General features: G+C 40.0%; 27 protein-coding genes and 1 pseudogene. 21 read left to right on the top strand and 7 right to left on the bottom strand.

Annotated elements, in window-relative coordinates; translation table 11 throughout:
- The first annotated feature begins 97 nt into the window (after nucleotides 1-97).
- Both deoC and NST81_RS07835 read left to right on the top strand, forming a co-directional pair.
- Nucleotides 98-754 (top strand): deoxyribose-phosphate aldolase, encoded by a 657-nt coding sequence (gene deoC, locus NST81_RS07830; RefSeq protein ID WP_003352764.1) that lies wholly within the window; start codon nucleotides 98-100, stop codon nucleotides 752-754.
- 85 nt (nucleotides 755-839) lie between these two features.
- Nucleotides 840-1,235: a cytidine deaminase gene (locus tag NST81_RS07835; RefSeq protein WP_341029240.1), complete on the top strand. Its 396-nt coding sequence runs from the start codon at nucleotides 840-842 to the stop codon at nucleotides 1,233-1,235.
- A 117-nt stretch (nucleotides 1,236-1,352) separates the two neighbouring features.
- Here NST81_RS07835 and NST81_RS07840 read toward each other — a convergent pair whose 3' ends face one another.
- Complete coding sequence (locus NST81_RS07840) at nucleotides 1,353-2,120, bottom strand: DUF1836 domain-containing protein (protein ID WP_003352766.1); 768 nt, start codon at nucleotides 2,118-2,120, stop codon at nucleotides 1,353-1,355.
- Nucleotides 2,121-2,385: 265 nt separating this feature from the next.
- Here NST81_RS07840 and NST81_RS07845 point away from each other — a divergent pair, with 265 nt between their 5' ends.
- From NST81_RS07845 to NST81_RS07855, 3 genes are all read left to right on the top strand, one after another.
- Complete coding sequence (locus tag NST81_RS07845; protein WP_327823913.1) at nucleotides 2,386-2,826, top strand: hypothetical protein; 441 nt, start codon at nucleotides 2,386-2,388, stop codon at nucleotides 2,824-2,826.
- The gene (locus NST81_RS07850) at nucleotides 2,814-3,107 is read left to right on the top strand and encodes a YxcD family protein (protein WP_003352768.1); all 294 of its coding nucleotides are present in this window, start codon (nucleotides 2,814-2,816) and stop codon (nucleotides 3,105-3,107) included. The genes NST81_RS07845 and NST81_RS07850 overlap by 13 nt, the downstream gene beginning before the upstream one ends.
- 249 nt (nucleotides 3,108-3,356) lie before the next feature.
- Entirely contained in the window at nucleotides 3,357-3,854 is a 498-nt protein-coding gene (locus NST81_RS07855; protein ID WP_341029242.1) for a hypothetical protein, read from the top strand.
- Between the two features lie 26 nt (nucleotides 3,855-3,880).
- Here NST81_RS07855 and NST81_RS17605 read toward each other — a convergent pair.
- A pseudogene (locus NST81_RS17605) lies at nucleotides 3,881-3,931 on the bottom strand (hypothetical protein); the annotation flags it as partial.
- 205 nt (nucleotides 3,932-4,136) lie between these two features.
- On the opposite strand from NST81_RS17605, the gene NST81_RS07860 reads away from it, so the two are divergent.
- From NST81_RS07860 to NST81_RS07870, 3 genes are all read left to right on the top strand, one after another.
- Entirely contained in the window at nucleotides 4,137-5,225 is a 1,089-nt protein-coding gene (locus tag NST81_RS07860) for a CotH kinase family protein (protein WP_341029244.1), read from the top strand.
- A gap of 109 nt (nucleotides 5,226-5,334) precedes the next feature.
- Nucleotides 5,335-6,237, top strand: a complete 903-nt coding sequence (locus tag NST81_RS07865) for a spore coat protein (protein WP_327823910.1) — start codon at nucleotides 5,335-5,337, stop codon at nucleotides 6,235-6,237.
- 238 nt (nucleotides 6,238-6,475) lie between these two features.
- Nucleotides 6,476-7,144 (top strand): DUF2642 domain-containing protein, encoded by a 669-nt coding sequence (locus tag NST81_RS07870; protein ID WP_341029245.1) that lies wholly within the window; start codon nucleotides 6,476-6,478, stop codon nucleotides 7,142-7,144.
- A 434-nt stretch (nucleotides 7,145-7,578) separates the two neighbouring features.
- Here NST81_RS07870 and msrA read toward each other — a convergent pair whose 3' ends face one another.
- From msrA to NST81_RS07885, 3 genes are all read right to left on the bottom strand, one after another.
- On the bottom strand, nucleotides 7,579-8,109 hold the full coding sequence (gene msrA / locus NST81_RS07875) for a peptide-methionine (S)-S-oxide reductase MsrA (protein WP_048623233.1): 531 nt from the start codon (nucleotides 8,107-8,109) through the stop codon (nucleotides 7,579-7,581).
- Nucleotides 8,110-8,546: 437 nt separating this feature from the next.
- Nucleotides 8,547-8,879: a winged helix-turn-helix transcriptional regulator gene (locus tag NST81_RS07880; RefSeq protein WP_341029248.1), complete on the bottom strand. Its 333-nt coding sequence runs from the start codon at nucleotides 8,877-8,879 to the stop codon at nucleotides 8,547-8,549.
- A gap of 256 nt (nucleotides 8,880-9,135) precedes the next feature.
- Complete coding sequence (locus NST81_RS07885) at nucleotides 9,136-11,022, bottom strand: electron transport protein (protein ID WP_341029251.1); 1,887 nt, start codon at nucleotides 11,020-11,022, stop codon at nucleotides 9,136-9,138.
- Between the two features lie 411 nt (nucleotides 11,023-11,433).
- On the opposite strand from NST81_RS07885, the gene NST81_RS07890 reads away from it, so the two are divergent.
- On the top strand, nucleotides 11,434-11,568 hold the full coding sequence (locus NST81_RS07890; protein ID WP_261794203.1) for a hypothetical protein: 135 nt from the start codon (nucleotides 11,434-11,436) through the stop codon (nucleotides 11,566-11,568).
- Between the two features lie 228 nt (nucleotides 11,569-11,796).
- The gene (locus NST81_RS07895) at nucleotides 11,797-12,003 is read left to right on the top strand and encodes a YbxH family protein (protein WP_003352780.1); all 207 of its coding nucleotides are present in this window, start codon (nucleotides 11,797-11,799) and stop codon (nucleotides 12,001-12,003) included.
- A gap of 165 nt (nucleotides 12,004-12,168) precedes the next feature.
- On the opposite strand, the gene NST81_RS07900 is transcribed toward NST81_RS07895, so the two are convergent.
- Nucleotides 12,169-12,885: a metallophosphoesterase family protein gene (locus NST81_RS07900; RefSeq protein WP_048623236.1), complete on the bottom strand. Its 717-nt coding sequence runs from the start codon at nucleotides 12,883-12,885 to the stop codon at nucleotides 12,169-12,171.
- Nucleotides 12,886-13,101: 216 nt separating this feature from the next.
- On the opposite strand from NST81_RS07900, the gene NST81_RS07905 reads away from it, so the two are divergent.
- The gene (locus NST81_RS07905) at nucleotides 13,102-14,445 is read left to right on the top strand and encodes an amino acid permease (RefSeq protein ID WP_048623237.1); all 1,344 of its coding nucleotides are present in this window, start codon (nucleotides 13,102-13,104) and stop codon (nucleotides 14,443-14,445) included.
- On the opposite strand, the gene NST81_RS07910 is transcribed toward NST81_RS07905, so the two are convergent.
- Nucleotides 14,442-15,077 (bottom strand): LysE family transporter, encoded by a 636-nt coding sequence (locus tag NST81_RS07910; RefSeq protein WP_048623238.1) that lies wholly within the window; start codon nucleotides 15,075-15,077, stop codon nucleotides 14,442-14,444. The genes NST81_RS07905 and NST81_RS07910 overlap by 4 nt on opposite strands.
- 413 nt (nucleotides 15,078-15,490) lie before the next feature.
- Here NST81_RS07910 and NST81_RS07915 point away from each other — a divergent pair, with 413 nt between their 5' ends.
- The 10 genes from NST81_RS07915 (at nucleotide 15,491) to NST81_RS07960 (ending at nucleotide 25,712) form a co-directional block, all read left to right on the top strand.
- Nucleotides 15,491-15,697: a hypothetical protein gene (locus tag NST81_RS07915; protein WP_048623239.1), complete on the top strand. Its 207-nt coding sequence runs from the start codon at nucleotides 15,491-15,493 to the stop codon at nucleotides 15,695-15,697.
- 323 nt (nucleotides 15,698-16,020) lie between these two features.
- On the top strand, nucleotides 16,021-18,027 hold the full coding sequence (locus NST81_RS07920; RefSeq protein ID WP_048624431.1) for a molybdopterin-containing oxidoreductase family protein: 2,007 nt from the start codon (nucleotides 16,021-16,023) through the stop codon (nucleotides 18,025-18,027).
- Between the two features lie 261 nt (nucleotides 18,028-18,288).
- Nucleotides 18,289-19,254 carry an MBL fold metallo-hydrolase gene (locus NST81_RS07925; protein WP_048624432.1) on the top strand — a complete coding sequence of 322 codons (966 nt, stop codon included), beginning with the start codon at nucleotides 18,289-18,291 and terminating at the stop codon, nucleotides 19,252-19,254.
- Nucleotides 19,255-19,288: 34 nt separating this feature from the next.
- Nucleotides 19,289-20,125 carry a uroporphyrinogen-III synthase gene (locus NST81_RS07930; protein ID WP_048623240.1) on the top strand — a complete coding sequence of 279 codons (837 nt, stop codon included), beginning with the start codon at nucleotides 19,289-19,291 and terminating at the stop codon, nucleotides 20,123-20,125.
- A gap of 205 nt (nucleotides 20,126-20,330) precedes the next feature.
- The gene (locus tag NST81_RS07935; protein ID WP_048623241.1) at nucleotides 20,331-20,648 is read left to right on the top strand and encodes a heme biosynthesis protein HemY; all 318 of its coding nucleotides are present in this window, start codon (nucleotides 20,331-20,333) and stop codon (nucleotides 20,646-20,648) included.
- A 588-nt stretch (nucleotides 20,649-21,236) separates the two neighbouring features.
- Nucleotides 21,237-22,544, top strand: a complete 1,308-nt coding sequence (locus NST81_RS07940; RefSeq protein WP_328203810.1) for an MFS transporter — start codon at nucleotides 21,237-21,239, stop codon at nucleotides 22,542-22,544.
- Nucleotides 22,545-22,634: 90 nt separating this feature from the next.
- Nucleotides 22,635-22,859 carry a hypothetical protein gene (locus NST81_RS07945; RefSeq protein WP_048623243.1) on the top strand — a complete coding sequence of 75 codons (225 nt, stop codon included), beginning with the start codon at nucleotides 22,635-22,637 and terminating at the stop codon, nucleotides 22,857-22,859.
- A gap of 255 nt (nucleotides 22,860-23,114) precedes the next feature.
- Entirely contained in the window at nucleotides 23,115-24,458 is a 1,344-nt protein-coding gene (locus NST81_RS07950) for an MATE family efflux transporter (protein WP_048623244.1), read from the top strand.
- A gap of 269 nt (nucleotides 24,459-24,727) precedes the next feature.
- Nucleotides 24,728-24,865, top strand: coding sequence for a hypothetical protein (locus tag NST81_RS07955; protein ID WP_155814569.1), 138 nt, complete (start codon nucleotides 24,728-24,730; stop codon nucleotides 24,863-24,865).
- 196 nt (nucleotides 24,866-25,061) lie between these two features.
- Nucleotides 25,062-25,712: an NUDIX hydrolase gene (locus NST81_RS07960; protein ID WP_048623245.1), complete on the top strand. Its 651-nt coding sequence runs from the start codon at nucleotides 25,062-25,064 to the stop codon at nucleotides 25,710-25,712.
- The last annotated feature ends 200 nt before the right edge of the window (nucleotides 25,713-25,912 follow it).

Here is a 25,912-nt window from a genome sequence, read left to right on the forward strand (position 1 = left end):
TTTCGGCTTTGAAAATAAGACAAGATCCTGTTACACTTTAAAAGGAAATAGCAGCTGCTGCCGATAGAAAAATATACGGTTAAGGAGATGTACTTCGATGTTGTTGGAAAAAGCAAACATGATTGATCATACATTATTAAAAGCCGATGCTACGAAGGATGATATCGTCCGGTTGGCGGAAGAAGCCAAAAAATACGGTTTTGCTTCGGTGTGCGTAAACCCGGTTTGGGTGAAAACCGCTTATGAAATTTTAAAAGATACCGATGTGAAAGTATGTACCGTCATCGGTTTTCCACTCGGCGCAACCACGCCTGAAGTTAAAGCTTTTGAAACGACCAATGCCATTCAAAATGGAGCCGAAGAAGTGGATATGGTGATCAATATCGGGGCTCTTAAAAGTCGTGATCTGGAATTGGTGGAAAATGATATTCGAGCCGTCGTGGAAGCAGCAAAGGGAAAAGCGCTGGTGAAAGTGATTATTGAAGCCTGCTTGCTGACAGAAGAGGAAAAAGTGCTCGCTTGTCAATTAGCAGTCAAAGCCGGAGCAGATTTTGTCAAAACATCTACCGGTTTTTCGACAGGAGGAGCAACAGTGGAAGATGTTGCATTAATGCGTAAAACGGTTGGACCGGATTTTGGGGTGAAAGCTTCTGGAGGAATTCGAACTGCAGAAGACTTGCTGGCGATGGAAAAAGCAGGGGCAAATCGTATCGGAGCCAGTGCGGGCGTAAAAATTGTGACAGGCCAAGCTTAAAATGTTAGAAATGTAAAGAGGACAACAAATCCGCACATTTTCAGCCCGCTCCCGTTTTACAAAATTTCTCTAAGGGGGAAGGGACTTGATTAGCGAAACGTTGATTCAAGCAGCTGTCGCGGGGAGAGAAAAAGCATATGCCCCTTACTCTCATTTTAAGGTGGGCGCTGCCATAGCGACTAAAAGCGGAGACATTTATTCAGGATGCAATATTGAGAATGCATCTTATGGTCTATGTAACTGTGCAGAGAGAACGGCCATCTTTAAAGCGATTTCGGAAGGACAAACTGATTTTGCGATGTTGGCGGTGGTCGGGGATACGGATGGTCCTATTTCGCCTTGTGGAGCTTGCCGCCAAGTGATTGCAGAATTTTGCACTCCGGATATGCCGGTTATTTTAACGAATTTAAAAGGAGAAAGAAAAGAGACAACCGTTAAGGAACTGTTGCCGTATGCTTTTTCACCAAGTCATTTAGATTAATGAAAGGGGATTAAGGAGATGTCCTTGATCCCAAATTGCAGGAAGAAATAATCACTCATTTCAGTTTTGAGTCGAGCTGGCTTTTTCATCGGTTAAGCCAGCTTTTTTATTTTACTCTTAAGAAAAAGGTAAATTCTGCAAAAATAAAGCAGCGGACAAAGAACGTTTAGCAAGCATATGAAAATAAGCCGTATGAACGGATAAAACGGCAATGATGATAATGTTTTTAATCGCTTTTCGCTTTTCTTCATCCAGCTGGAAATGCTCCTGAACCATTTCCTCTGCCTTATATTTAATAATTCTTTCGATCGTTTCGATCGTTCCTTCATTCGGTAAGCGGTTTTCGCTCAAAGAATGATCATTGATTTCTTCAAACAGGGTAGAGTAACATGCATACAGATGAATAGGATTGATGAGATCATCTTTTTGGTCATCAGGATCGTTGATAATCAACTTTAATAGTTGACGAATGGATTCAAAGTCAAGGGCTGTTTTTAAATCCTCTACAATGAATAAAAGCGCGGTTTGCTCAAGTGAATATTTTTTTCCTTTTTGGGGAGAGCCGATCATTTCTTTAATATCCCGTTTAATCCAGTTTTGTAACGCCGTGACAGAAAAATTAGTGTACTCGATTTGATTGCCAAGTGCTGCTATTTCGTTTAAAGAAAAACCTCTATCGAGTTTATTCGTTTTTATGATTTTTTCAAAAATGGGCGGAAGCGTTCCAACGTTCGCAGCATTTGGATCGAGTTCGGAGAGAGAACCATGTTCTTCAGAGTGAATCCATGCTTCTTGCAGTACCGAAAGCGGTGGTTTTTTGCTCCAACCTTTTAATGAAAGGAGAAGGAACGCCATTTCCTTTCTTGTTAATTGAAAGGTATTCACGAAGTTTCCTCCTATTTACAAGTTCTTTTGAACTTATCTTACGCTTTGATATTAAGAAAGTCAAATGACTTTGTTACTAAATGAACTTCATGTCGTTACAATAGCCGGTTTAAAAATAAAAGGAATCGGTCTATCTTCTTTTCAAAATGGAAGAAATTCTACTTGAAAATTTTTAGATAAGATCATATAATAAGTTCATAAGAACCTGAACATGACAGTTCTTTAAACTAAAATAAAAAATATGGAAAAGGAGTCGAATTCATCGATGTTCAAAAAATGGGTTAAATGGCTTTCTTCATTAGCTCTTGTTTTTTCTCTTGTTGGACTAGGTATGGTAGACAGCGCTGCGGCAAAAGGATACAGATCTGGAAAAGGATTTTATCAGCCGAGTCATAGCCAGCAAGTTGTTCCGAACAAAAATCAAAATTCTAGCATCTTCAATTCGTCAAAATCAAACACTACTCCATACACTCATACGGTTCCGCCAAAAAGCAGCAAAGGCAGTTTTGCCAAAGGGCTTTTATTGGGTGGTCTAGGCGGATTTTTAGCAGGAAGTTTGTTTCATGGTCTCGGACCAATCAGCTCCATGCTGGGATTTGTCATCAATTTATTTCTTCTATTTGCCGTTGTCATGCTGGTGTTGAGCGCTATAAAATTGATCTTTAATCGCAGACATCAAAGGGAGTATGACTCATGGAGACGTTAAAACTTTCTGAACAAGAAATCATAAATGCCGTCTGTGTTTATGTAGCGGCGAAAGCAAATGTTCGCCCGGAAGATGTCATTACTGAATTACTGTACGATGATGACACTGGATTTGGAGCAGAAGGAGAAATTGCAGGCGTATTGCATCCATTGACAGAACCACAACTTATTGAGGCGATCAGAGGTTGGATTAAGAGCGAGTATCAAATCGATCCGTATGCGGCTGGAATTCAGCTGAAATTAGATGATCATGAAGGAATTATCGCTATGATAAACGAATAAAGACATCCAAAATTTTAATATTGTGGCGTTTGAAGTCTCCTTGGGTAAAACCCGAGGAGATTTTTTTACCATGAAAAAACATTACGCATTTTTTAGATTGATGAAATGATAGCAGGATCATAAAAGTTTCAACATGAGGGAAAACGGGGTTTTAAAAAATAATAAAAGGTTGTCACTGCGGGAATTTTCTTAGTGGAAATTTTCCAATGGAAATGAAACAAAGGATGAAGGGAAAAACCTTTCATCCTTTTGCGTAATTATTTAGCCAATCTTAGTTCCCACATATTTCCGTTTTTCCAGAATCTTTTTTTTGTTACAAAGCGGTTTCTGGCCGTCTCACTTGAATATTGGAAAAAACTTCTAGAAGTACTGCGTCTGGAAGAGCGCCTAGAAGTCCGTCTGGAAGAACGCCTAGAAGTCCGTCTGGAAGAACGCCTAGAAGTCTGTCTGGAAGAACGCCTAGAAGTCCGTCTGGAAGAACGCCTAGAAGTCTGTCTGGAAGAACGCCTAGAAGTCTGTCTGGAAGAGCGTCTGGAAGTCTGTCTGGAAGAGCGTCTGGAAGAGCGTCTGGAAGAGCGTCTGGAAGAGCGCCTAGAAGTCCGTCTGGAAGAACGCCTAGAAGTCCGTCTAGAAGAGCGTCTGGAAGAACGTCTAGAAGAACGTCTGGAAGAACGCCTAGAAGAGGTGCTCGACCTGCGGGACGTTGATGGACCGCCTTTTACTTCCTTAACGACGCTTGGATCTTGATACATAAAATCCTCTAACCCAGCATCAGTTGCTTTTTCAACGGCCTCTTTAATATCATCATGGGTGATCTGTCCCATGTGAAAACCTCCTTTAAAAATTATATAAAAAATGTAAATTTCTTTTCACGATTCATAGTATGAGGACAATGAGGAATTGCCTGAGACAAATATGTAGTTTTTGTAAAAAAATTATGAAGGTGTCTTCAGGTGTCACCCTCTTATTTTTTTCATATGATTATAGTAATCATGCGAGATTTCTTTATATGGAGCGAGGAGGAGAGAGATGGATAAAAACAACTTGACTCAATATGAACTTTATATCCATCCTAAAGATTACCAAGAGCTGAGAAGAGATATTTGGAACGATGAACCACTGCCGGCAAAATTAAAAATAGGCAACAAGAAGCTTGAAATTGATATAGCTTATCGTGGTTCGCATATCAGAAAATTTAAAAAAAAATCTTATCATATCGCTTTTTATAAACCCCAAATATACAGGGGAGCGAAAGAAATTCATCTGAATGCAGAGTTTAAAGATCCGGCCGTCATCCGAAATAAATTATCATTTGATTTCTTCAACGAAATAGGCGTATTGTCGCCGCGTTCCCAGCATATTTTTTTGTCCATAAATGGCCGAAACGAAGGGATCTATTTAGAATTGGAATCTGTAGATGAATGTTTTCTTAAGAAAAGGAGCTTGCCAGAAGGGGCCATTTTTTATGCGGTGGATGGGGATGCCAATTTTTCATTAATGAGTGATCTAGACAAGGAAGTGAAACGTTCGTTGGATTTAGGATATGAAATGAAATGGGGGAATGAACAAGACATATTTTACTTGCAAGAGATGATTCTTAAATTGAATACTACTCCGCGGGCGGAATTTGAAAAAGAGATTCAAAAATATTTTCATGTCGAGCAATATCTATACTGGCTTTCAGGAATCGTCTGCACTCAAAATTACGATGGATTTGTTCATAATTACGCGTTATATCTGAACAGGGAAACGGGTTTATTTGAAATTATCCCTTGGGATTATGATGCAACATGGGGAAGGGACATCAATGGAAAGGAAATGTCGGAAGATTATGTAAGAATTCAAGGATATAATACTCTTACAGCTCGACTTCTGGACGTTCCCTCGTTTCGAAAAAAGTATCAATTGATTTTGCAAGAAATATTGGAAGAAAAATATACCGTTGCAAACTTGCAGCCGAAAGTGGAACAGCTCTACAAACAAATTAAACCGTATGTACAAAAAGATCCCTATATAAGAGACCGTCAGATGCTATTTGAAAATGAACCTGAACTCATCTTGCGTTTTATTGAAAAAAGAGGAAATTATATTCGAAATCATTTACAAGTATTGGATTAGTAAGGTGGAAATTTTTGTGAATAGGCAACTACAAGGTTCATCTCTTCCTTGTGATGAGTATACATGCACTGTAGTTATACCATATGGATCACGAACAAGGAGGATATGAATGAATAAGAAATCGAATTTGAACCATCAGTGCAACAAGGAGCGATTTCAATCCTTTTTAGAATCCTTAAAAGGACGGATGGTTACTATATATCGCAACGATCCCGAAGCAAAAACGGGACGTTTGTTGGACGTTCAGTCAGATTATATTGTTTTAGAGCTTGAACATAATACGATCGTTTATTATCAAATTCATCATGTCAAAAGCGTAAGTGAAGATTCCAAAGCCAATCAACCAGTAAAGGAACTGGACGAGGAGTTGGATTTTATTAAAGAGGAGAGCTTTAGTGATCTATTCCGCCACTTAAAAAACGAATATATTCAAATCAATCAAGGCGGGCCTGATTTGGTTGTCGGGACATTACTGGAAACAAGCAACGATTATATTATCTTGGCATTGGAAAACAACGAGATCGTGTATTTTAATCTTGATCATGTGAAAAGTGCATTGAAACTATCTAAGGGAATAAAATCTAATCATTTAACCGAAACGAAAGAATCTGATCAAACAATGGTTTCAGTGTCATCCAAACCTTCGACTTCTATAAGCCACGAGATATTAAAAGCCGAATATTTTGCCGATCTTTTTGATCAATTGATGCATAAATGGGTATTGATCAATCGCCGAGGTCCCGATGCTTTGGAAGGCATTTTAGTGGAAAATGCTGGAGGATATTTCACCATTACGAACAACCATGAAATTATACGAATCAATCCGTTTCATATTAAATGCATAAGTATAGGTCCAAAAACGGATAAAAAAGAAGAAAACGACCAAATTGAAGCAGAGGAAGATCCTCCACTAAGATCACTCCACAAAGAAAAAAAACCATCCCTCGAAAGACGATCCGGAAGACGATCCGGAAGACGATCTGAAAAACGATTCCATTCTAGATCTGCATAGTTAAGAAGAACTTCCATAAGATCGGATAGAATCCAAAATAAGATATAGCACCTCTCGCTCCACAGCCAGAATTAAAAATAGTGATCCATCATAGCGGAACAAAAGGATGAGGTAGAGAAAGAAAACGATTATTGAGAACGGAAAACCGATATCCACAATCATTGCCATCGTGCTGGGTGCATGAGTATATGCGACGCTGGTGCACCTGGTATTATTATAGGATAGGAAGGAGAATAAGATGGAACAATTAAAAAAATATATCGGCACGGAAATTGAATTGGAGATATCCGATAAGACTAAGCTTTATGGAATTTTAATGGATATTGGCTCTGATATATTAGTCCTGTTTGATGGACGCAAAGATTTTTATATTCCTTTTTTGCATGTCCATAACATTAAAGAACGGAGCAAAAACGAATTGACAGGCGTTCAACCGCCTGTGACCGTCGGCTTTAAAGATGACGATCATGAACTTTCTTACCGAAAAACACTGTTAAAAGCAAAAGGACATTTTCTTGAATTATTCGCTGCCAAAAACAAATCCCTCCATGGTTATATTACGAGTGTATTAAATGATTACATCGTATTTTACTCTCCCGTTTATAAAACTATTTTTATTTCCATGCACCATTTAAAGTGGTTTACACCATACTCTGTTCCATCCACCCCATATACGCTAAGCAGCAAAGAACTTCCTGTCGTTCCTTTGAACATCCCGTTGGCTAGATCGTTTGAAGAACAATTAAAAAAATACAAAGAAACGTTAGTGGTTTTTGATTTGGGAGAGGAAGCAGACAAAATCGGACTGTTGAAAAACGTAGAGAACAATATGGTCAAACTTGCCGCGGCAGATAGTCGAACGGTTTTTTGGAAGCTCTCTCATTTGAAAATGTTTCATCTCCCTTAAAAAACCAATGAATAACGACTCATTTGTTTTGAAGAATAATGGACACGCTGAAGCTTTAAAAATGGACAACTTAAATGAACTTATAAATTGAAAAATAAAAGGAATCCGAACTGACTAGAGCATAACCGGCAGTCGCTCGAATGACGAACAAGCTGTATCAATCAAAGTCGCTATAGAAGTAAGGAAAAGAGTTATGAAATCAATGAGTGGTCATTTCGCTCCCTAAAAATGTCGTTTCGACATCGATTGATCATTGGCATTGTATGCATATAAGGCTAAGAAAGAAACTGGTATACTGAATGACCAATTCCAACCCAAAAAATAAACAAGCAGATACATATTTCCGTCTGCTTGTTTATGTTGATTTCATGATTTTACGCCACTAGCAAAATGATCGTTTAAAGGAAAAACGACCAAATAGAAAGTTAAACTGTCTATTTGCCCCAATGTTCCTTGATAAAAAGATCCCGTCCAGATTTTTCTCTGTCTTTCTTGTATTCTTCTGGATTTTTTTTATAAAAATCTTGGTGATAGTCCTCTGCAGGGTAGAAAGTAGAAGCAGGCAAAATTTTAGTTACAATCGGTTTTTTGAATTTACCGCTTTTTTCGAGGCGTTCTTTTGATTCCTCTGCCAATTTTCGTTGCTCTTCTGTATGATAAAAAATGGCCGTTCGGTAGTTGTCTCCTCGGTCATGGAATTGTCCGCCATCATCTGTCGGATCAATTTGCTGCCAATAAATTTCTAAAATTTTGCTGTAAGGAAAAACAGTTGGATCATAAAGAATTTCCACTGCTTCATAATGACCTGTTTTGCCGGATTTAACTTGTTCATAGGTTGGATTTTCTACATGTCCTCCTGTATAACCGGAAGTTACCTTATGAATGCCATCCCATTGATCAAAAGGTTTTACCATGCACCAAAAACATCCACCGGCAAACGTTGCTTTTTCTAATTGCTTTTTCATTTTTAAACACCTCAAAACGTTGGTTTCACGATACAATGCTCATTTTATCACTAAAAGAAATAAGACGGCAATAAAAGAGATGAAACAGCCATTCTTGTGTATGTAGAAAAAAGTTGAAAGGAAGGAGCAGGAGATCGAGAATCGCATCGGCATCCAGAATAAATTGAAAAGGGAAATAGTGGTGTCGGGATGATTCGTGTGAGGCCAATTATCTTTCGGTGATGACCTTGAATAAAAGCGAAAACAAACTCATTTCAAAGATTTTTTAAAATGAAGAATACAACAAAGTTTTGATGGTTCACAATACAACGAATAGGAGTCGTTCTTTCATCGATAAACAGATCATAATGACTTACATTTTTCAGGAACAGATCATCTTCATATCACAGGAAGCAGGGGATTCGTTGCGGCGGCAAAGCCATGAATGAAGCTTTGCCTTACTCGTGTTCACAGTGATCTTCAATGACCACCCATTCGTTTGCCCAATTTTCCAGCTCCCGTATGAAGGGTTCTAATGCTTTCCCTTTTTCCGTCAAAGAGTACTCGATTCTTACCGGTGTTTCTGGATATACTTTTCGATTGACAATTCCTTCTTGCTCCAATTCCTTTAGTCTTTCGGATAACAGTCGACCACTGATCGGAATAGAAGATTCAATGGTGCAGAAACGCTGTGGACCTGAAAGCAGTTGATGTATGATAAAACCTGTCCAACGTTTGCTGATAATGTTCATTGCTTTTTCAAATTTGGGACATAAGGTTGATTGGCTCAATATGATCACCTCTGGAACCCATTATAACCTAAATTCATATGCTTGTAATCTTTCATAGTCAATAGCAGATGGAAATGTTTCTAGTTTTGAAAATGATTCAAATTAGAATTGGGATCAATTTAAATCAGTTTTTTTGCGTTTCTCAGCTTAGAGAAAAATTTAATCAAATACATTAATGGTAAATTTTGGATAATGATTCACAAAACCAATTTAAAAGGATCTGATGAATAAAATCATTAGATCCTTTTTAGCACGTTTATTTTTGTTCCGTCCGGCCTTTGTTTAACGATAGCAAATATTTCGCTAAAGCTATCTGTTCTTTCTTCGTAAAGCCGCTCTCTTGATCGACCCAGAAAGAATGGCCATCACCTGTTATATGGACGGAATGGAGAGGGGCATTCGCTTTTATGACTTTTTGGCGTTCTTTTCGATCCACAAGCGCGATGATGCTTCTGTATGGATCGACCGGTTTTCCTTTGAGAAGTGTGCCGGTAAGGCCGTAGTTATGTTCATACCCTACTGCAACGCCACCGTCATGAAGATAAGGTGCTTGCCAATAAAGGCCGATCAAGCTGGGCGTTTTATAACCGCCTTTTCCATCGTGTGCAAAACCTAATCGCAGCTGTTGTTCGTCAATGTTGTCCATCGGGATTTTCAGCACACGTGCATTTTTTCTGATCGGCACATTCTCAGTCGGTGAATAGAGAAGAGGCTCTGCAAAAATTTTAGCCGTTTTGGCCAGAGCTTTTGCTCTTGACGGTTCTGTCCCAATTTCGTCCGCTGAAACGATTTGATGGTTAGTAAAATAAGAGCCGGCATGACATTTAATGCATCCTGCTTTCGAAAAAACGTTATACCCATCATCGGTTTCCGATTTGCTAATGGTTATGTTCGGTTTAGGTGGAACGAGCGCATTTTGAAAAGCAGACATTGCATTGTTTTGTTCATTAAAATGAAACCCAGGGCTGCTGACGATTAAACCATCCGGGGCAACCGGAGATACGTTTGGAAATGTCGGAGGTTTGACCATTTCGTTTATTCCTGGGGCTGCAGGCGTCGGATCCACTTCAGCGAAAAAAGCGGAAGGGCTTTTTCCTTTGCTTGGATCGAACCGAAATTTTGGATTAGCCGCATTTTGCAAAATGGTTCCAATATAGGTTTCTTTCTCAATGTCAAAGAGCGGTTTGGCAATATCTGCTTGTGAAAGGGAATCGGAATTTTGAGCATGAACATTATTGTTAAAAACGGTTAATCCGTGGAATGAACCAGCCATGCCAAATCCACTCCAACTATAAGGGAAATTTTGAAAGGTAAAAGAGGAAGGGATTTGAGCTGGATTTCCTTTTAAATCAATCGTGGAGTCAAAATTCCCTGGTGGCCACAGGAGCAATGTCTTGTCTACCGACTCTTCTAATTTTTCTTTATTGGGAAGTTTAAGATTCCCCTGTTTTTGAAGGAATTGAGAAAAATTAGAAATATTCGCGTGAGTGAAATAGGCGGCTGTATTGGGTGCTAAAGCAAGGAGCAGACCTGCATTTAAATCTGAGTTGGGGGCGCCTTCCACTACACGCTTCGTTTCTTGATCGACCGTCGCGTGGCAAGCCGCGCAGCTAATGCCAGCTTTTAACTCTCCTTTAGAAAATGAAACAGGCATACCTAAAGGAGCAAAAGAACCTTTTGGAACATCAAGTCCTGTTGAAATCATCTGACCTTTTTTGAATGATTGCCCGCCGATCTTAACGTCTTTTGCCAGTTCTACTTTTAAATTGGTTGTACCTTCCCCTTTTAGAGCAAGGATGGCTTTCATCAAATTAGGTGCCGTTAACGGTCCATCCAAAATGCCGATTATATCTGTAAGGAATACTTCGTTTCCAAATGTTTCTTTATAGAAAGCGTCTCTTCCTTTTTCAAACAAATCATGGTCCACTTTCACCGCACCATTCTTTTCTGAAAGTTTTTTTGCATTTCCTTCAGAGAGACTGAGTGTTTGTCCGTACCAATCATAGCTGTTTACATTTCGATAAGAACTGATGATGTCCTCTTTATCAGGGACATAGGCATAATCAAGATCTATAAAATAAACAATGGCTGCGATAAAAATGATGAATCCTATGATGGCTATAAACCAAGACTTGTTTATCAAAGCGATCCCCCGTCGTCCTGTTGCTCTTTTATGATGGAATGTTGGAAACCAGATGAATGACTTAGATGATGAATGTTTTGGAAATAAAGATTTTGGAAAGAAGATGTTTTGAAACAACGTATCGAATTTAAGATACAGTGGGCAGCCAACGTTTTTTATTGTTTCTAGAAAACACAGCGTTTATTCCGACAAGTGAAGGCGGTTCAGTGGAACTTTATTTCCGTATGATGGTTGATATTTATGGTTGGATGTAGCTTGTGTATTGTAAAAAGAAAATCGATTAGAAAATGAGTTCATAAAGAAACAAATGTAGATTTTGAATGGACGCAAAATGGGGGTCACTCGACCAGTAAATTAAAACGGCAAAGGGTATACTAAAAAAACTTGCAATGTAGTAAGGAGGTGAATCATTTGCCGAGCGGAAAAGAATTAGAACAGTTGCCAATTTCCAACATAGCCCTTGGAGCGGGAAAAGCCCCCGATCGTTTCGATGGAAAGTTAATCAAAAGCGCATCAAAAAGGGAAGAGAAAAAGAAAATCAATTGAAAACAGTAACAAAAACAGGAAGAGTCCGTGGTTATCGTTTTGACTACTTCTTATCGCTCCATGATCCTTCTCACCAAATATTGGATAGTGAGAATTCGATAGCAAAGAGCAAAAGACATGACTATAAGGAAGCAATAAAGAACAATGGGAGAATTGATCCATTTGTCCTTTTGCTTAGTGCAGGGAGCGTTGGATTTCTAAAAGAGCAAAATAAAAAGGGGGGATCGAATGGGAGCGATTGAACGGAACGGATATCGGTTTGTGCCGGAGTTCAGTGTGACTTATCAAAAAGGTGCTGTCCATGTGTATCGAAATGGAAAATATCTGGATGAAATTACATTTGATTTTTCGGGAAAATATCCGGATGTTGATCAAATTGAGGAGTTAGTAGAACAATATTGTAAAAACAATCGGATTACGCCATCTTCAAATTAGAGTCATGTGATATGGCAAAACTGATTGAAAAGGGCTTGATTTAAAGATCAGCCCTTTTCTTTGGCATTCCTTATGATGAAACGCATTGAAGAAGAATACCAAAACATACTCCGTATATGTCTAACCTTCATTCTTGGGAAGGACACGTTTGAACCATGTTGGATATTACAGCCGACCGTTTCGCACAACATCAACCATGGCTTTATTAGGATAATCGTTTTCCATATATTGCTGTACTGTTTTTTCAATATCATAGTTTACTCGTTCAATAGAAACGCGTACATTTCCATCTTCTGCTTCCACGATACCATAAGAAGCCATCGCTTGGCCGTCGAACGGTAATCCGACGCTGCCAATATTCAATACTGTTTTGCCGTTCAAGAAACGGATATAAGGTAAATGAATATGACCATAAATATAAAAATCAGCCATGTTTTCGGCCATTAGCCTTTTTTCCAAATGAACATCATCGGTGTCGGGACGGATGATGTCAAATAAGCTGTTTGGAGTTGCGTGAAACGCTAGGATTGCCTTACCGTTCAAGTCGATTTGGAGAGTTTGCGGAAGGTTTTGTAAATAATCGATATCCGCTGAATCTAGATGAGCGACTGTCCATTCTCGTTCCTTTTTCATTACATCCAGCGCCTTATCCGGTACTTCTCCTTTTTGAATGCCGCGTACCACCCATTCGTCGGCATTTCCTTTGATCACATTGGCATTCAATGAACGAATCAGGTCTAAAGCTTGTTTTGGATTCGGCCCTCGAAAGCAAAGATCACCCAGTACATAAATTTGATCGATCTGTTTTTTGGCGATATCGTCCAAAACGGCTTCGAGTGCGAATGCATTTCCATGAATATCAGAGATAAAAGCAGCTTTCATTCATTATGCACCTCTTTTTCCTTGAAAAGGATATTGGAATCAACTTTAAGTTGCCAGTCAGTAAAGGCAATTCCATTCTTTTTATACCACATTTGGTGGGTTCCGACCAATTTGAAAAGGCATGGATGAAGATGAATCAAGACTAGAAATGACAGAATAAATCGCTTTCGTTAACGAACAATATAGTAGGAAAAGAAGTAAAGGGAGTGCATGGACATGGACAGAAACAAAAGTTCTTCTAAGGAGGGGCAGCTTGAATGGTGGCAGTTATCCTTAATCGGGGTCGGCTGCATAATCGGCACCGGCTATTTCCTTGGATCCGGTCTTGCCATCCGCAATGCTGGGCCATCCGTCATCCTTTCTTATATTCTTGCGGCAATTTCCACTTACATCGTTTTTGATGCGTTAGCAAAAATGACAAAAAATGACCCGCAAAAAGGCTCTTTTAGATCTTATGCCAAAAAAGCTTATGGACGATGGGCTGGATTTTCCACAGGGTGGGTTTATTGGTGTTCGGAAATGTTAATTATGGGAAGCCAAATGACTGCGTTATCGATATTTTCGCGTTTCTGGTTTCCAAATGTCCCATTATGGGTCTTTGCAGCCGGTTATGCCGTTTTGGGGATTATGGTTGTATTAACGGGTACGAAAGGTTTTGACAGGCTAGAAAATGTTTTTGCCGTTATGAAAGTTTCCGCCATTTTGATGTTTATTGTGATCGCTTTGCTTGCATTATGTGGAGTTTTAGACGGAGGAAATGGCTTTCGAGTACCAACTACTATCCAACAACTATTTCCGAATGGAGTCATAGGAGTTTGGGCTTCACTCATCTACGCCTTTTATTCATTTGGCGGGATTGAAATCATGGGAATACTGGCGATTCGCTTGCGGAAAAAAGAAGATGACCCAAAATCCGGAAGCTTCATGCTTTTTTTGCTGGCACTCATTTACTGCCTCTCTCTCGGTTTGGCGGTGATGATGGATTCTTGGAAGGCCTTTTATTCGAAGGAAAGTCCTTTTGTCATCGCTTTAAATGACTATCACCTGCCGTTTTTCCCGCATATTTTTAACGGAGCGTTCATTATCGCCGGTTTTTCCACGATGTGCGCTTCCTTGTTTTCGATTACATCTATGCTTGTGATGTTAGCGCAAGATGGAGATGCCCCTGCTGCGTTAGCAAAAAATGGGAAATGGAAATTAAAAGTTCCTGTAAAAGCTCTGGGTTTGACGGCGGCAGGAATGGCCGCTTCCGTTATATTGGCGCTCGCGATGCCGGATAAAGTGTATGAATATATTACAACTGCCGCCGGTTTAATGCTTTTGTATAATTGGTTTTTTATTCTTCTCTATTCAAGGCGGCTGATCGAATTAAACGCATGGGGCAAAACAAAGAGATGGTCAGGGATGGTGCTCATCATTTTGGCGGTTAGCGGTACTTTATTGGAAAAAACGAGTCGATTTGGTTTTTTCGGCAGCTTATTGTTTGTCGGAATCGTTGCCATTGTAGTGCTGAAAATACGATCCAATTGGAAAAAGGAGCAAAAACCGGCTCCTGTTTAATGGGCGATGAGAGTCATAATACCTTGAAAACCGAAATAAAAGCCAAAACCGACGAGCGACAGACCGGATAGAAAAGAAGTCAAATACAAAAAGTTGGTGGACAAAAGTTTGCGAAAACTGCTAGCGATAAATGCCATCGTTAGATCCCATAAAAAAATACCCGCGAAGATGGTTCCGCTCAAAAAGAACAATTGCTCTTTTCCGTAAGTAGTGGCTGTTTTAGCCAGCACCGAACCGTAAATCCCCAACCAAAATAAAATGGTTAACGGATTGGACAAAGACATAAAAAAACCGGAAATAAACGTTTTAAAAAGCGGTTGGCTGCTTCGGTGAACATTTGCAGAAATTTTTCCGGCCGTTAAAAGACTTTCAACGCCAGTGTAAACAAGTACAAAAAATCCGAACAACCAAAGAAAGGCTTGGATGAAAGGAGCGTCAAGAAAACGGACAAAACCAAGATAAACAAGCATCATATAAAACGCGTCTGCAATGAGAGCGCCGACGCCGACAAGCCAGGCGTGCATAAAACCGTTTTTGATTCCTTTGTCCAATTGAGCGGCATTAATCGGTCCGATCGGTGCCGCCAACGATAATCCTAAAAGAAGATAACTGACAAATAAACTGACGCTCATTGAGTCTACCCTCCACGTTCTTTGCTCGTAAGATTCTATTCCAAAAGAAAGACTTGTATAACTCAAGCTTTTGGAAAAAAGATAATATCCAGTTAATAGAAAAATGATGAAATGTGATGTAAATGCGTGGAGGGAGTTTGACAAAAGATCAACCCAAAATAGAAAAAGGCGGATGCGGATGGATAATGACCGTAAGCATGAAAACGAAAAGTCTCTTTTGTGTAAAAAAATTATTGGAGACGATCCATATCGAAGCAATAAGGCTGGAAGGAATATCATGAAAATATTCTGAATTTTCAATAAAAATATGGTGCTTATGCAGGATTTTTTTATTTTGCCACGAAATAGACAAATAAAATTCATAAAATAGACAAAAATTTCATAAGATACCAATAGAAAGGGAGGCGTAAAGGATGTGGGCATTTTTGGGTGAGCATATGCTATCCATTATTAAATTTTTGATTGGAAGCGTTTACATCGTGTTTTTGATAGTCCCGTTTTATTTGGCCAAATATTTTAAGCAATTGGAAGAGCAAGAGAAATGGGACAAATGGAATGAACAGATGGAAAAATACAAACTCTCTGTTCGGAAGAGAAAAAAACGACCCGTCAATTTTTAGAAGTCGCTGGCCCTTGGATGAATCCAAGGGTCTTTTTTAATGGAGAATTTTAAAAAGTATGTACTAAAAAAGAATGGATTCGTTCATTAGAGTTCAAGGAAGCAATTGTTTTTGAAATTTGGGACGAGCAGTTTTTTGATTGAAAAGCGATCAGTGAAAATTCTTTAAATCATGTTTGTTTTTTTGATGTAAGGTGATTTTTCATCATGATATTTGATAAGTAAACTTTTATATAATGAAAGTGAACATACATGCCACATTTGTTATAATCACTAGTAAGCTTTCATCGTGGGAGGGAGATACTGTTGGAAGACAAGGTGACAATGGTCCGATCTGTTTGTCCGCTGGATTGTCCGGATGCTTGCAGTTTAATGGTGGAAAAACGAAATGGAAGAATTGTAAAAGTGGAGGGGAACAAAGATCATCCCGTGACAAAAGGGGTCATTTGCCATAAAGTTCGAAAATTCCCGGAAAGAACCTATCACAAAGAGCGTGTTCTTTATCCGTTAAAAAGAACGGGAAAAAAGGGGACGATGACTTTTCAAAGGATATCTTGGGAGGAAGCTTATGATGAAATCGTTACACGATTTCAGCGGGTGATCCAAACTTATGGCAGTGAAGCCATTTTGCCTTACAGCTTTTATGGAAATATGGGGATATTAAACAGCGAAGGGATGGATCGGAGATTTTTTCATAAATTAGGCGCCAGTTTTTTGGATCGGACGATTTGCAATTCGGCCGGAGCGCAAGGATTTCGATACACGATGGGGGCAAACAAAGGCATTGATCCAGAAGAAACGATTTATTCTAAGCTCATTTTGATTTGGGGCTGCAATGCCGTGAGCACTAATTTGCATCAAGTACTCTATGCCAATGAAGCCAAAAAACGTGGAGCGAAAATTGTTGTCATCGATACGCATCGCAACCGTACTGCAAAATGGGCTGATTGTTTTTTGCAGATCCGACCCGGAACGGATGCAGCGTTAGCGATTGGCTTGATGCATGTACTGATTCAAGAAAACTTGATTGATACAGATTTTATTCAAAAATATACAATCGGCTTTGAAGAATTAAAAAAGGAGGCTTTAGCTTATACTCCTTCCATCACGGCAAAATGGACAGGCCTTTCTGAGGAAGAGATTCTTTCATTGGCGAGATTATACGGTCAAACCACTCCTTCTTTTATTAGAATTGGAAATGGCTTGCAGCATCATGAAAATGGCGGGATGGCCGTCCGTGCCATCGCATGTTTGCCGGCTTTAACCGGACAGTGGGGAATTCGTGGTGGAGGTGCTTTAAAAGGAAACAGTGGTTTTTTTCCTTTTCATCATTATAAAATCCAACGTCCTGATCTCCATCAAAATCCTCGCGCCTACACCATTAACATGAATCAGCTCGGAAATGCTCTGCTTGATCGGTCTCGCCCGATTAAAGTGTTGTTTGTGTATAACAGTAATCCGGCGCAAGTAGCACCTGATCAACAAAAGGTAAGAGCCGGATTGTTGCGGGACGATTTATTTACCGTTGTTCATGATCAGTTTCTTACGGATACTTGCCGTTATGCAGATATCGTTCTTCCTGCAACCACTCATTTCGAAAATTGGGACCTGTATAAATCATACTGGCATCTGTATTTGCAGCTTCACGAGCCGGTCATTCCTCCTCAAGGAGAAGCAAAATCGAATTTTACCTTGTTTAAGGAACTAGCGGAGCGTATGGGATTTGATGATGTGGCATTTCGTGTTACTGAAGAAGAGATGATAAAAGAAATTGTAGAGGATATCGGCATCGATTATGACGAATTAAAGAAAAAGGGCTATGTCAAAATAGGCGCTGCAAACAATACTTTTCCGCAGTACTTTCCCACTCCATCCAAAAAAGTGGAATTTTACTCGGAAAGGATGAAAAAAGAGGGGTTGCCGCCTGTCCCTGTATTTACTCCTATTCAACCAATGGAGAAAAAATTCCCTCTCATGTTGATTTCTGGACCCAATCATCAATTCTTAAATTCTACTTTTGGAAATATAGCTGCATTAAAAAAATTTGAAGGAAAACCTCGGCTGCAAATCCATCCAAAAGATGCTATACAACGCGGAATCAAAACAGACGATATGGTCATTGTTTACAATCAGAGGGGGCGCTGCCGTTTGTTCGCAAACGTCACAGAAGATTGTTTAAAAGGAACCGCCGTAATTCAAGGACTTTGGTGGGATGACGAACAATCCGGATTCCAATCCGTCAATGTTTTAACGTCGCAGCAATTGGCAGACATGGGAGGAGGAGCTTGCTTTTTTTCTACTTTTGTAGAAGTTCAAAAAGAGAGCCAGTAAGTTTTAGCTGACGATGAAAGGATCGTCAGTTTTTTCGCTTGTAAAAAAAGGAAATGCAAAGTATTTTAGAGCAAATACGTTTGAAAAGGTTGCTGCAAGCCTAAATGTATGCTGGAGTGTCAGCCTTTGCGACTTATATATTCAAAACGGATTTTTTTCATGCAAATAAAATGAAACATTTTTCCGAACTTTCCATTACTTCCGCAAACTGTTAAACTAGTAGTATTAGGGAGGGAGAATCATTTGGAAAGAGGGGATACAATGCCAAGTGCGCAATATTTGGGCCACGGGATTTCGTTATTGGACGTACGGGATTTAGGACGTGAAAAAAGAACGGGAACATATGTAATTCAAGAAGAAAAATTGACGATTATTGAAACAAGTGGAAGTCCATCTATCCCTTATATTCTGCAGGGATTGGAACAGTTGGGGCTAAAGGCTGCTGACATTCAATACATCATTGTGACACATATTCATCTCGATCACGCTGGAGGAGCAGGACTGCTTTTGGAAAAATGCCCGAAAGCAAAAGTGATTGTACATCCAAAGGGGAAACGACATCTTATCGATCCATCGAGATTGATCCAAGGGGCAAAGGCTGTATATGGCGAAAAATTCGAAGAGTTTTTTGAACCTGTTGTGCCTGTTCCGGAAGATCGTTTAATCGTGAAACGGGATGGGGAAACGCTGGAAATTGGTCATGACCGTATACTTACGTTTTTGGATACACCAGGCCATGCTTATCATCATTTTTCTATTTATGACCCGAAAAGCAACGGTATCTTTACGGGAGATACAGTTGGGATTATCTATACTCCGCTTTTGGAAAATGGACTGGATTTTTATTTGCCTACAACTTCTCCGAATCATTTTAATCCGGAAGCAATGCTCCAATCTGCTGATCGAATTGAGAAACTAGGGATTAGCCGGATTTATTTTGGCCATTTTGGAATGAGTGAAGATCCATCCGCTGCTTTCCGGCAATTACGATTTTGGCTTCCTATATTTGTAGAAGCAGGACAGCAAGTGGCCGACAGCAACCTTTCTTTTGAAAAAAAGACGGAGGCCGTTTATCAAACATTAAAGAAAAAAGTTACTCGATATTTGGATGAACGAAAGGTGCCACGCACTTCAAACGTTTATGAAATACTCGATTTAGATTTAACGATCTGCTCGATGGGAATTGTTGATTATTTTCAAAAAAGAATGGCTGAATCTGAGAAATAATCGTTCGAGCGGCTTTCAACAAGGAGGGGTCACATTGAGTAAAGGTCTATCAGGTAAGCGAATCGTGATTGGCGGTTCGCGAAAAACAGAAGAGATGAGCACATTAATCGAAAAACAAGGCGGAACACCGATCGTCCGTCCACTTCAAGGAACCGTTTTCAAAGCAGAAAAGGAAGTGGAGCCGGATTTGCGGAAATTTGTTGATGAAGGATCGGACTGGACCGTGTTTACAACCGGAGCGGGAGTACAAACGCTTTTGGACTTGGCAGAAAAGATCGGAATACAAGAAAAATTTTTACATAGGATCCGAACCACGAGTGTTGCCGCAAGAGGCTATAAGACGATCGCTGCTCTTAAAAAGATCGGAATTCAACCGGTCGTCGTTGATGAAGATGGTACGACAAGAGGACTGATACGAGCGCTACAAGGAACCGATTTTTCAGGAAAGAAGGTTACGATACAGCTGCATGGAGAAAAAGCTCCTCGATTGAAGCAATTTTTTCAAGATCAAGGCGTTTCGGATATTTTAGAGATTCTTCCTTATCAGCATATTCCGCCGAAACGGGAAACAGTGGATACATTATGTCAGGAAATTTTGCAGCATGACGTGGATGCCGTTTGTTTCACGAGCGCGATACAAGTTCACTCTTTATTTTCGTTTGCTAAATCACAAAGATTGGATGAAGAACTGGTCAGGGCATTTCGTAATACAGTTTTGCCTGTCGCCGTGGGGAAAGTAACGGCAGAAGCTTTGCAAGAGGAAGGGATTGACCGTTATCTCGTTCCGGAAAACGAACGTATGGGAGCGATGATTATAGAACTATCCCGTTATTATCAGCAACAATCAGAAAAAGTCGAAGACAATGTTTGAAGTCGCTTTCACGAAGCGGTTTTTTCCTCTGCGTTTGCCAGCTTTTTGGCGTTTTCCCTAAACGAACAATCAAGTGATCCGCCTTGTCTTTTCTTTCATCGAGGATTGAATCAATTTCTTTTTCAAACATTAAGCACATTAGTTTCATTTTTATCAAAAAAAGGGGATAATGGTAAGGTATTTGTTTGAAAGAGGAGTGATTTTGATGAAATGCAAACTAAATCGTAATGCAGCGAAAGTATTAAAAAAAATGCTGGAAAGCCCGGAAGCGGAAGGAAAAATGATTCGAGTATATATTACGGAAATTCACGGTGATCATGCTCATTATGGAATTAAGCTTGATACTCCAACAGAACATGATGAAATCGTGAATACGGATAAAGATATCGATATCTTATTAGATCGACGCGAAGAGTTTTTAGACGGAGTTTGGGTCCAATATTTCTACGTACCTCAGGAAGAATTCGTCATTACAAACCCATGGAAAGAGAAAGAAGCTCACCAGCATCACCATCATCATTAATAATTAATCATTCACAAAAGACAAGCCATCCTTTAGCGCTTGTCTTTTGTTCAAAAGGCAAAAGGATCAGCTCTTTTTCTGTCCATTTTAAACATATTCTGGCTGGTGTTGAAAAATGCTAAATCTTGCTTTTTTATTGTTCTATGTGACTGCAAAAGAAATGATTGAACAAAGGTTTTATTTTATGAGGAGTGTGACATCGTAAAGTATGAAGCAGGAAATATGGCAACTTGGCTAAAACCGTGAACAGATATTATCTTCATTTTTTATATGCCGTTTTTTCGCGCGGAAAAGACCGATCCAGTTCCGTTCTGCTTAACGTCCGGGAAATATTTTTATCATTATATTGTTTATTGATATAATATTATTAATTTTTTTAATATATTGAATTATATTTATTGTAATTGTATAATTTCATTATATGATCCTTCTTATAAGTTCAAATAATAAATTTTAATAGCGCTTTCAAAAAGTGTAATGTATGAATTTGTTTGAAGAAAATATAAAACTTGTACAATCGATATACTATTCTAAAAATATTTGTAAATCGGTATGTAAAATGGGAATATGGACAAGGAGGTTATGACGATGACTCAATCATTTGATTCGGCAAAAACGCGACGCATCACAAGCAACATCTTTAAAGGATCCGTCGGCAATCTGATTGAATGGTACGACTGGTACGTCTATTCTGCTTTCGCTGTATATTTCTCTGCGGAGTTCTTTCCTGAGGGGGATTCCACCAGCCAACTGCTCAATACGGCTGCTATCTTCGCCGTCGGCTTTCTGATGCGCCCAATCGGAAGCCTATTGATGGGTCGATACGCTGATCGTCACGGCCGACGTGCAGCGCTGACGCTTTCCATCAGCCTCATGGCCGGTGGTTCCCTGATCATTGCCGTTACTCCGAGCTACAGCACGATTGGCGTGTTGGCGCCTATTATTCTAGTTCTCGCACGTCTGCTCCAAGGGATATCGGTAGGCGGGGAGTATGGAACATCGGCCACGTACTTGTCCGAGATGGCAAAAAGCGGTCGACGCGGGTTCTACTCGAGCTTCCAGTATGTCACACTCGTTTCCGGACAGTTAGTGGCACTGGGTGTTCAGATTATTCTTCAACAAATCATCAGCGAACCCGAAATGAAGTCCTGGGGCTGGCGTATTCCTTTCGTCATCGGTGCATTGGGAGCTTTGGCCGTGTTGTGGCTGCGACGAACGATGGACGAATCGGAACAGTTTTCAAAATTGGATTCTGAAAGCAGGGCAAGTGCCGGAACCATTCGAGCGCTGATGAAATATCCCAAGGCAGTGCTGACAGTGGTCGGGCTAACACTCGGCGGAACCGTCGCCTTTTATACTTACACGACGTACTTACAAAAGTTTATGGTGAACACGGTGGGCATTCAAAAGGAGATCGTCAGTTGGATTAATTTTATTGCTTTGTTAATATTTGTCATACTTCAACCGCTCGCCGGGATGCTATCTGACCGGATCGGTCGTCGCCCGCTATTGATGGGTTTCGGTATTCTGGGAACATTGCTGACAGTGCCGCTGTTCCTTTTGATGGAGCAGACGAAGAACCCTTTCGCTGCCTTCTTTCTTATGATGGTTGGACTCATTATTGTCACCGGTTACACTTCCATTAATGCCATCGTGAAAGCGGAACTATTCCCGACCGAAATCCGCGCCCTAGGAGTAGGATTTCCCTACGGCCTTACCGTTGCGGTGTTCGGAGGAACAGCGGAATTCGTTGCATTATGGCTGAAGAGCATCGGAGAAGAGTCGCTCTTTTTCTTCTACGTGGCTCTCTGCATTGCGGTGAGTTTGATCGTCTATTGGCGTATGGGTGAGTCTTCGAAGTCTTCCCGCATTGAAGCTGAACAGGATGCAAGCTAGATCATCGTCGTCTGGTACTCTGAAATAGGGTAAGCGACAAGCTGTGGGTTAGCTATCACGGTCTACACGATTTGCTGGAGCCTTTATAGATTGCTTGATGATTATAGAACGAGAATGGAAAGAACAGACATCGATATGATGATGCCTGTTGTACAACAAAATGAACAAAGCGAACATGGGAAAGGACAGGTCGTTAAACGGCACAGGTCGTTAAACGGCCTGCCTTTTTATGTGGACTTGATAAAGATGACAATCGTCAAGTATGAAGACAGAAGTAACGGCTCGATTAACGCAAGGGTGTCCGGGATGGCATGAAAGATGAAGATTGCAAACGGCAAGGTCATTCCAATACCCAATACAAGGAAGTTTGATGAAATCGTAGAAATATCCAAAATAGAAGATGTTTGCTATATTTGAAGAGATGGGAATAGGCAATTTTCTATCGTTTCGGTAAAATAAGAATCGACTAGTTTTGATATTCCAGAATCGAATACTCTACTTCCGAAAACGTCATTCCTTCTTATCTAAATGGGGTTAACAAAGACTCGATCCGAAAAAAGGAGTTAGCATATGAAGCAGTATGATTTTACAAGTGGAAATATTATGAAGCAGCTGGTGATGTTTTCGACACCGATTCTGCTGACTAATTTTCTGCAAACCTCTTTTCAATTAATCGATAGCTTATGGGTTGGCAATTTGCTCGGTTCTAACGCTTTAGGAGCTGTTGCCGTTTCTGGAACGGTGATTTTTACCGTCTTGTCATTTATTATCGGTATTAATAATGCTACATTAACCATATTATCCCAGCTGAAAGGGAAAAATGACGAGATCGGCCTAAAACGATATGTGAATGCTTTTGTTGTGATATTAACGTTTATTTCTCTTACACTCGGGGCGATGGGAATGATGTTAGCCGTTCCCATTTTGAAGTTTCTTGGAACTCCGTCGACGATGGTTCCTGAAGCGAAAAGCTATTTAGAAATCAATTTTGCCGGAATTTTGTTTTTATTTGGTTATAATTTTATCGGAACAGTGTTTCGTGCTCTAGGCGACAGCCGGACGCCGATTCGATTTGTTTTCTTTGCCGTAGTGCTGAACGCTGTGTTAGATCCACTTTTTATTGAAGTGTGGGGACTTGGTTTAAATGGAGCGGCTTATGCAACGATTCTTTCCCAAGGAGTTTCATTTCTATACGGATTGTACTACAGTTTACGGAAACATCTGATTCCCTTTTCAGTTCCGAGATGGCCTCATAGAAAAGAAGTTTCCATGATTTTAAAACTCGGGATACCGGCCGGGCTGCAAATGATGGTGATTTCAGCAGGAACGGCTGCTATTATGAGTGTCGTCACTTCCTTTGGGGGACATGTTGTCGCTGGGTTCGGCGCTGCTCAACGGATTGACAGTCTTTTGATGCTGCCGGCACAGGCGCTGGGAACGGCTGTCAACAGCATGGCCGGACAAAACATTGGAGCCAATCAATGGACTCGCGTTCGTCAAATCGCTGTAAACGGAGTCCTCTATAATATTTCCATTATGTTGGTCATCGCGTTTTTCGTTGCTTTGCTTGCAGACAGAATCGTCAAGCTATTCATCCAGCAGCCTGAATCATCCGTCTCGTTTGGAGCTGAATATTTAGGAATCATCGCATTTTTCTATCCGTTTTTGGGAATTAATTTTATTTTAAACGGAATTGTGCGGGCTTCAGGTGCGATGTTTCAAGTGCTGGTTCTCAATATCGTATCTTTATGGATTCTCCGATATCCTTTAACAGAATTGTCGGCTTCTTACATAGGCGAAAAGGGAATTGCTTTTGGAATGGGAGCCAGTTTTGTTATAAGCAGCATCATCGCTTTCCTTTATTATCGTTATGGAACATGGAGGAAAAAACAATTATTTACGGAAAGAGAATAAAATGGAGTAATACAGAAGCAGAATCACGATTCCTAAGTGATTTTGAATCAATATCTTGAACGATTGCTTGAAACACGATATGATGAAAGTAATGAAAATCATTCGGAGAAATGCAATACTTTAAAGTGATCGGAAACCTATTTCGTGAAAACGACATCATTTAAAAACGTCATAGTTCTATTTGTGGAATAGGCTTATTGAGGAGATTCTCGGTTTCATTGCATGAGAAGCGCTGCCTCCTATCCATCATTGGATCAGGAGGGTTTTTTGTGCCGGCAAATGGATGTTCGAATGATGATGAAACCGTTCAACTTAATAAAACGTCGAAAGAAAATGATGAAAAGCGGCATTTTGATTTTGGGATTCAGCGTTCTGAAACTGTTGATTCAGCGGCTCTTCGCACCTAAGAAAAAGGGAGTTTGTTAACCCGATATATATTGCAAGTTTGTCACTGGTACGTTGTGGTCGAAAGCATGAGTGATAATATAGGACCAAAAGCTTGGTGTTTCCGGGTACGTGTTGTTTCGAAATAGAGGGTAGGGGGGACATAAATTAGCTTAACCTCTTGTTTTGTTTAACAGGATTTAGTGGAAGGTGAAACGTATGGACGTGAAACGATTTTTAAAAGGATTGGGCGATCGGAAACCTGCCATAATGGGTAGCGAACATTTTTCAAAATTTGCTGTTTTTTTACCGCTGCTTAAAATGAATAATGAATATCATCTTTTATTTGAAGTGCGCTCCATGCAGCTGAGGCATCAGCCGGGCGAAATTTGTTTTCCGGGAGGAAGAATGGAGCCTGATGATCGAACGGCGAAAGAGACGGCTATGAGAGAAACGTCAGAAGAGTTGGGAATACCCATCACTTCCTTATCGGAAGTGTATCCCTTGGATTACGTTATACCCGGTTTTGGGAAAAGGATCATATATCCGTATGTGGGTCTTATTGAACAGGGCACGGAAATCCGGCCAAATCCTCAAGAAGTTGAAACTATATTTACAGTACCGCTCTCGTATCTTCAATCTGTGGAGCCTGAGTGTTATAAAATCAATTTTAAAATAGCTCCTGAAAAAAATTTCCCATTACATTTGATCCCCGGCGGAAAAAATTATAATTGGCAAATCAAACAAATGGATGAGTACTTTTACTACTACAAAGACTATGTGATTTGGGGATTGACAGCCAGTATATTGAAACATTTTTTGGATTTGACTGCGAAATCAGCCAAAGAACAAGATCGTTTTACAGAATAGTCGCCAATCAAGACAAGGGGAACAATTCGTTTGTTGCTCCTTACATTACTATTGGATATTACAGATTAAAGAAGCGGAAACTTAAGGGTTCTTATTTCAGGAAAGCTTTTCATTTTATCATCACGATTATTTCGTTATGAATATTTTTTGTAATCAGGATTTTAAAACCCCTGCCTTTGTGATCAGGCAGGGGAAAATCA

It is taken from the genome of Bacillus sp. FSL W8-0223 (assembly GCF_038006805.1).
Taxonomy (GTDB): domain Bacteria; phylum Bacillota; class Bacilli; order Bacillales; family DSM-4216; genus Bacillus_O; species Bacillus_O smithii.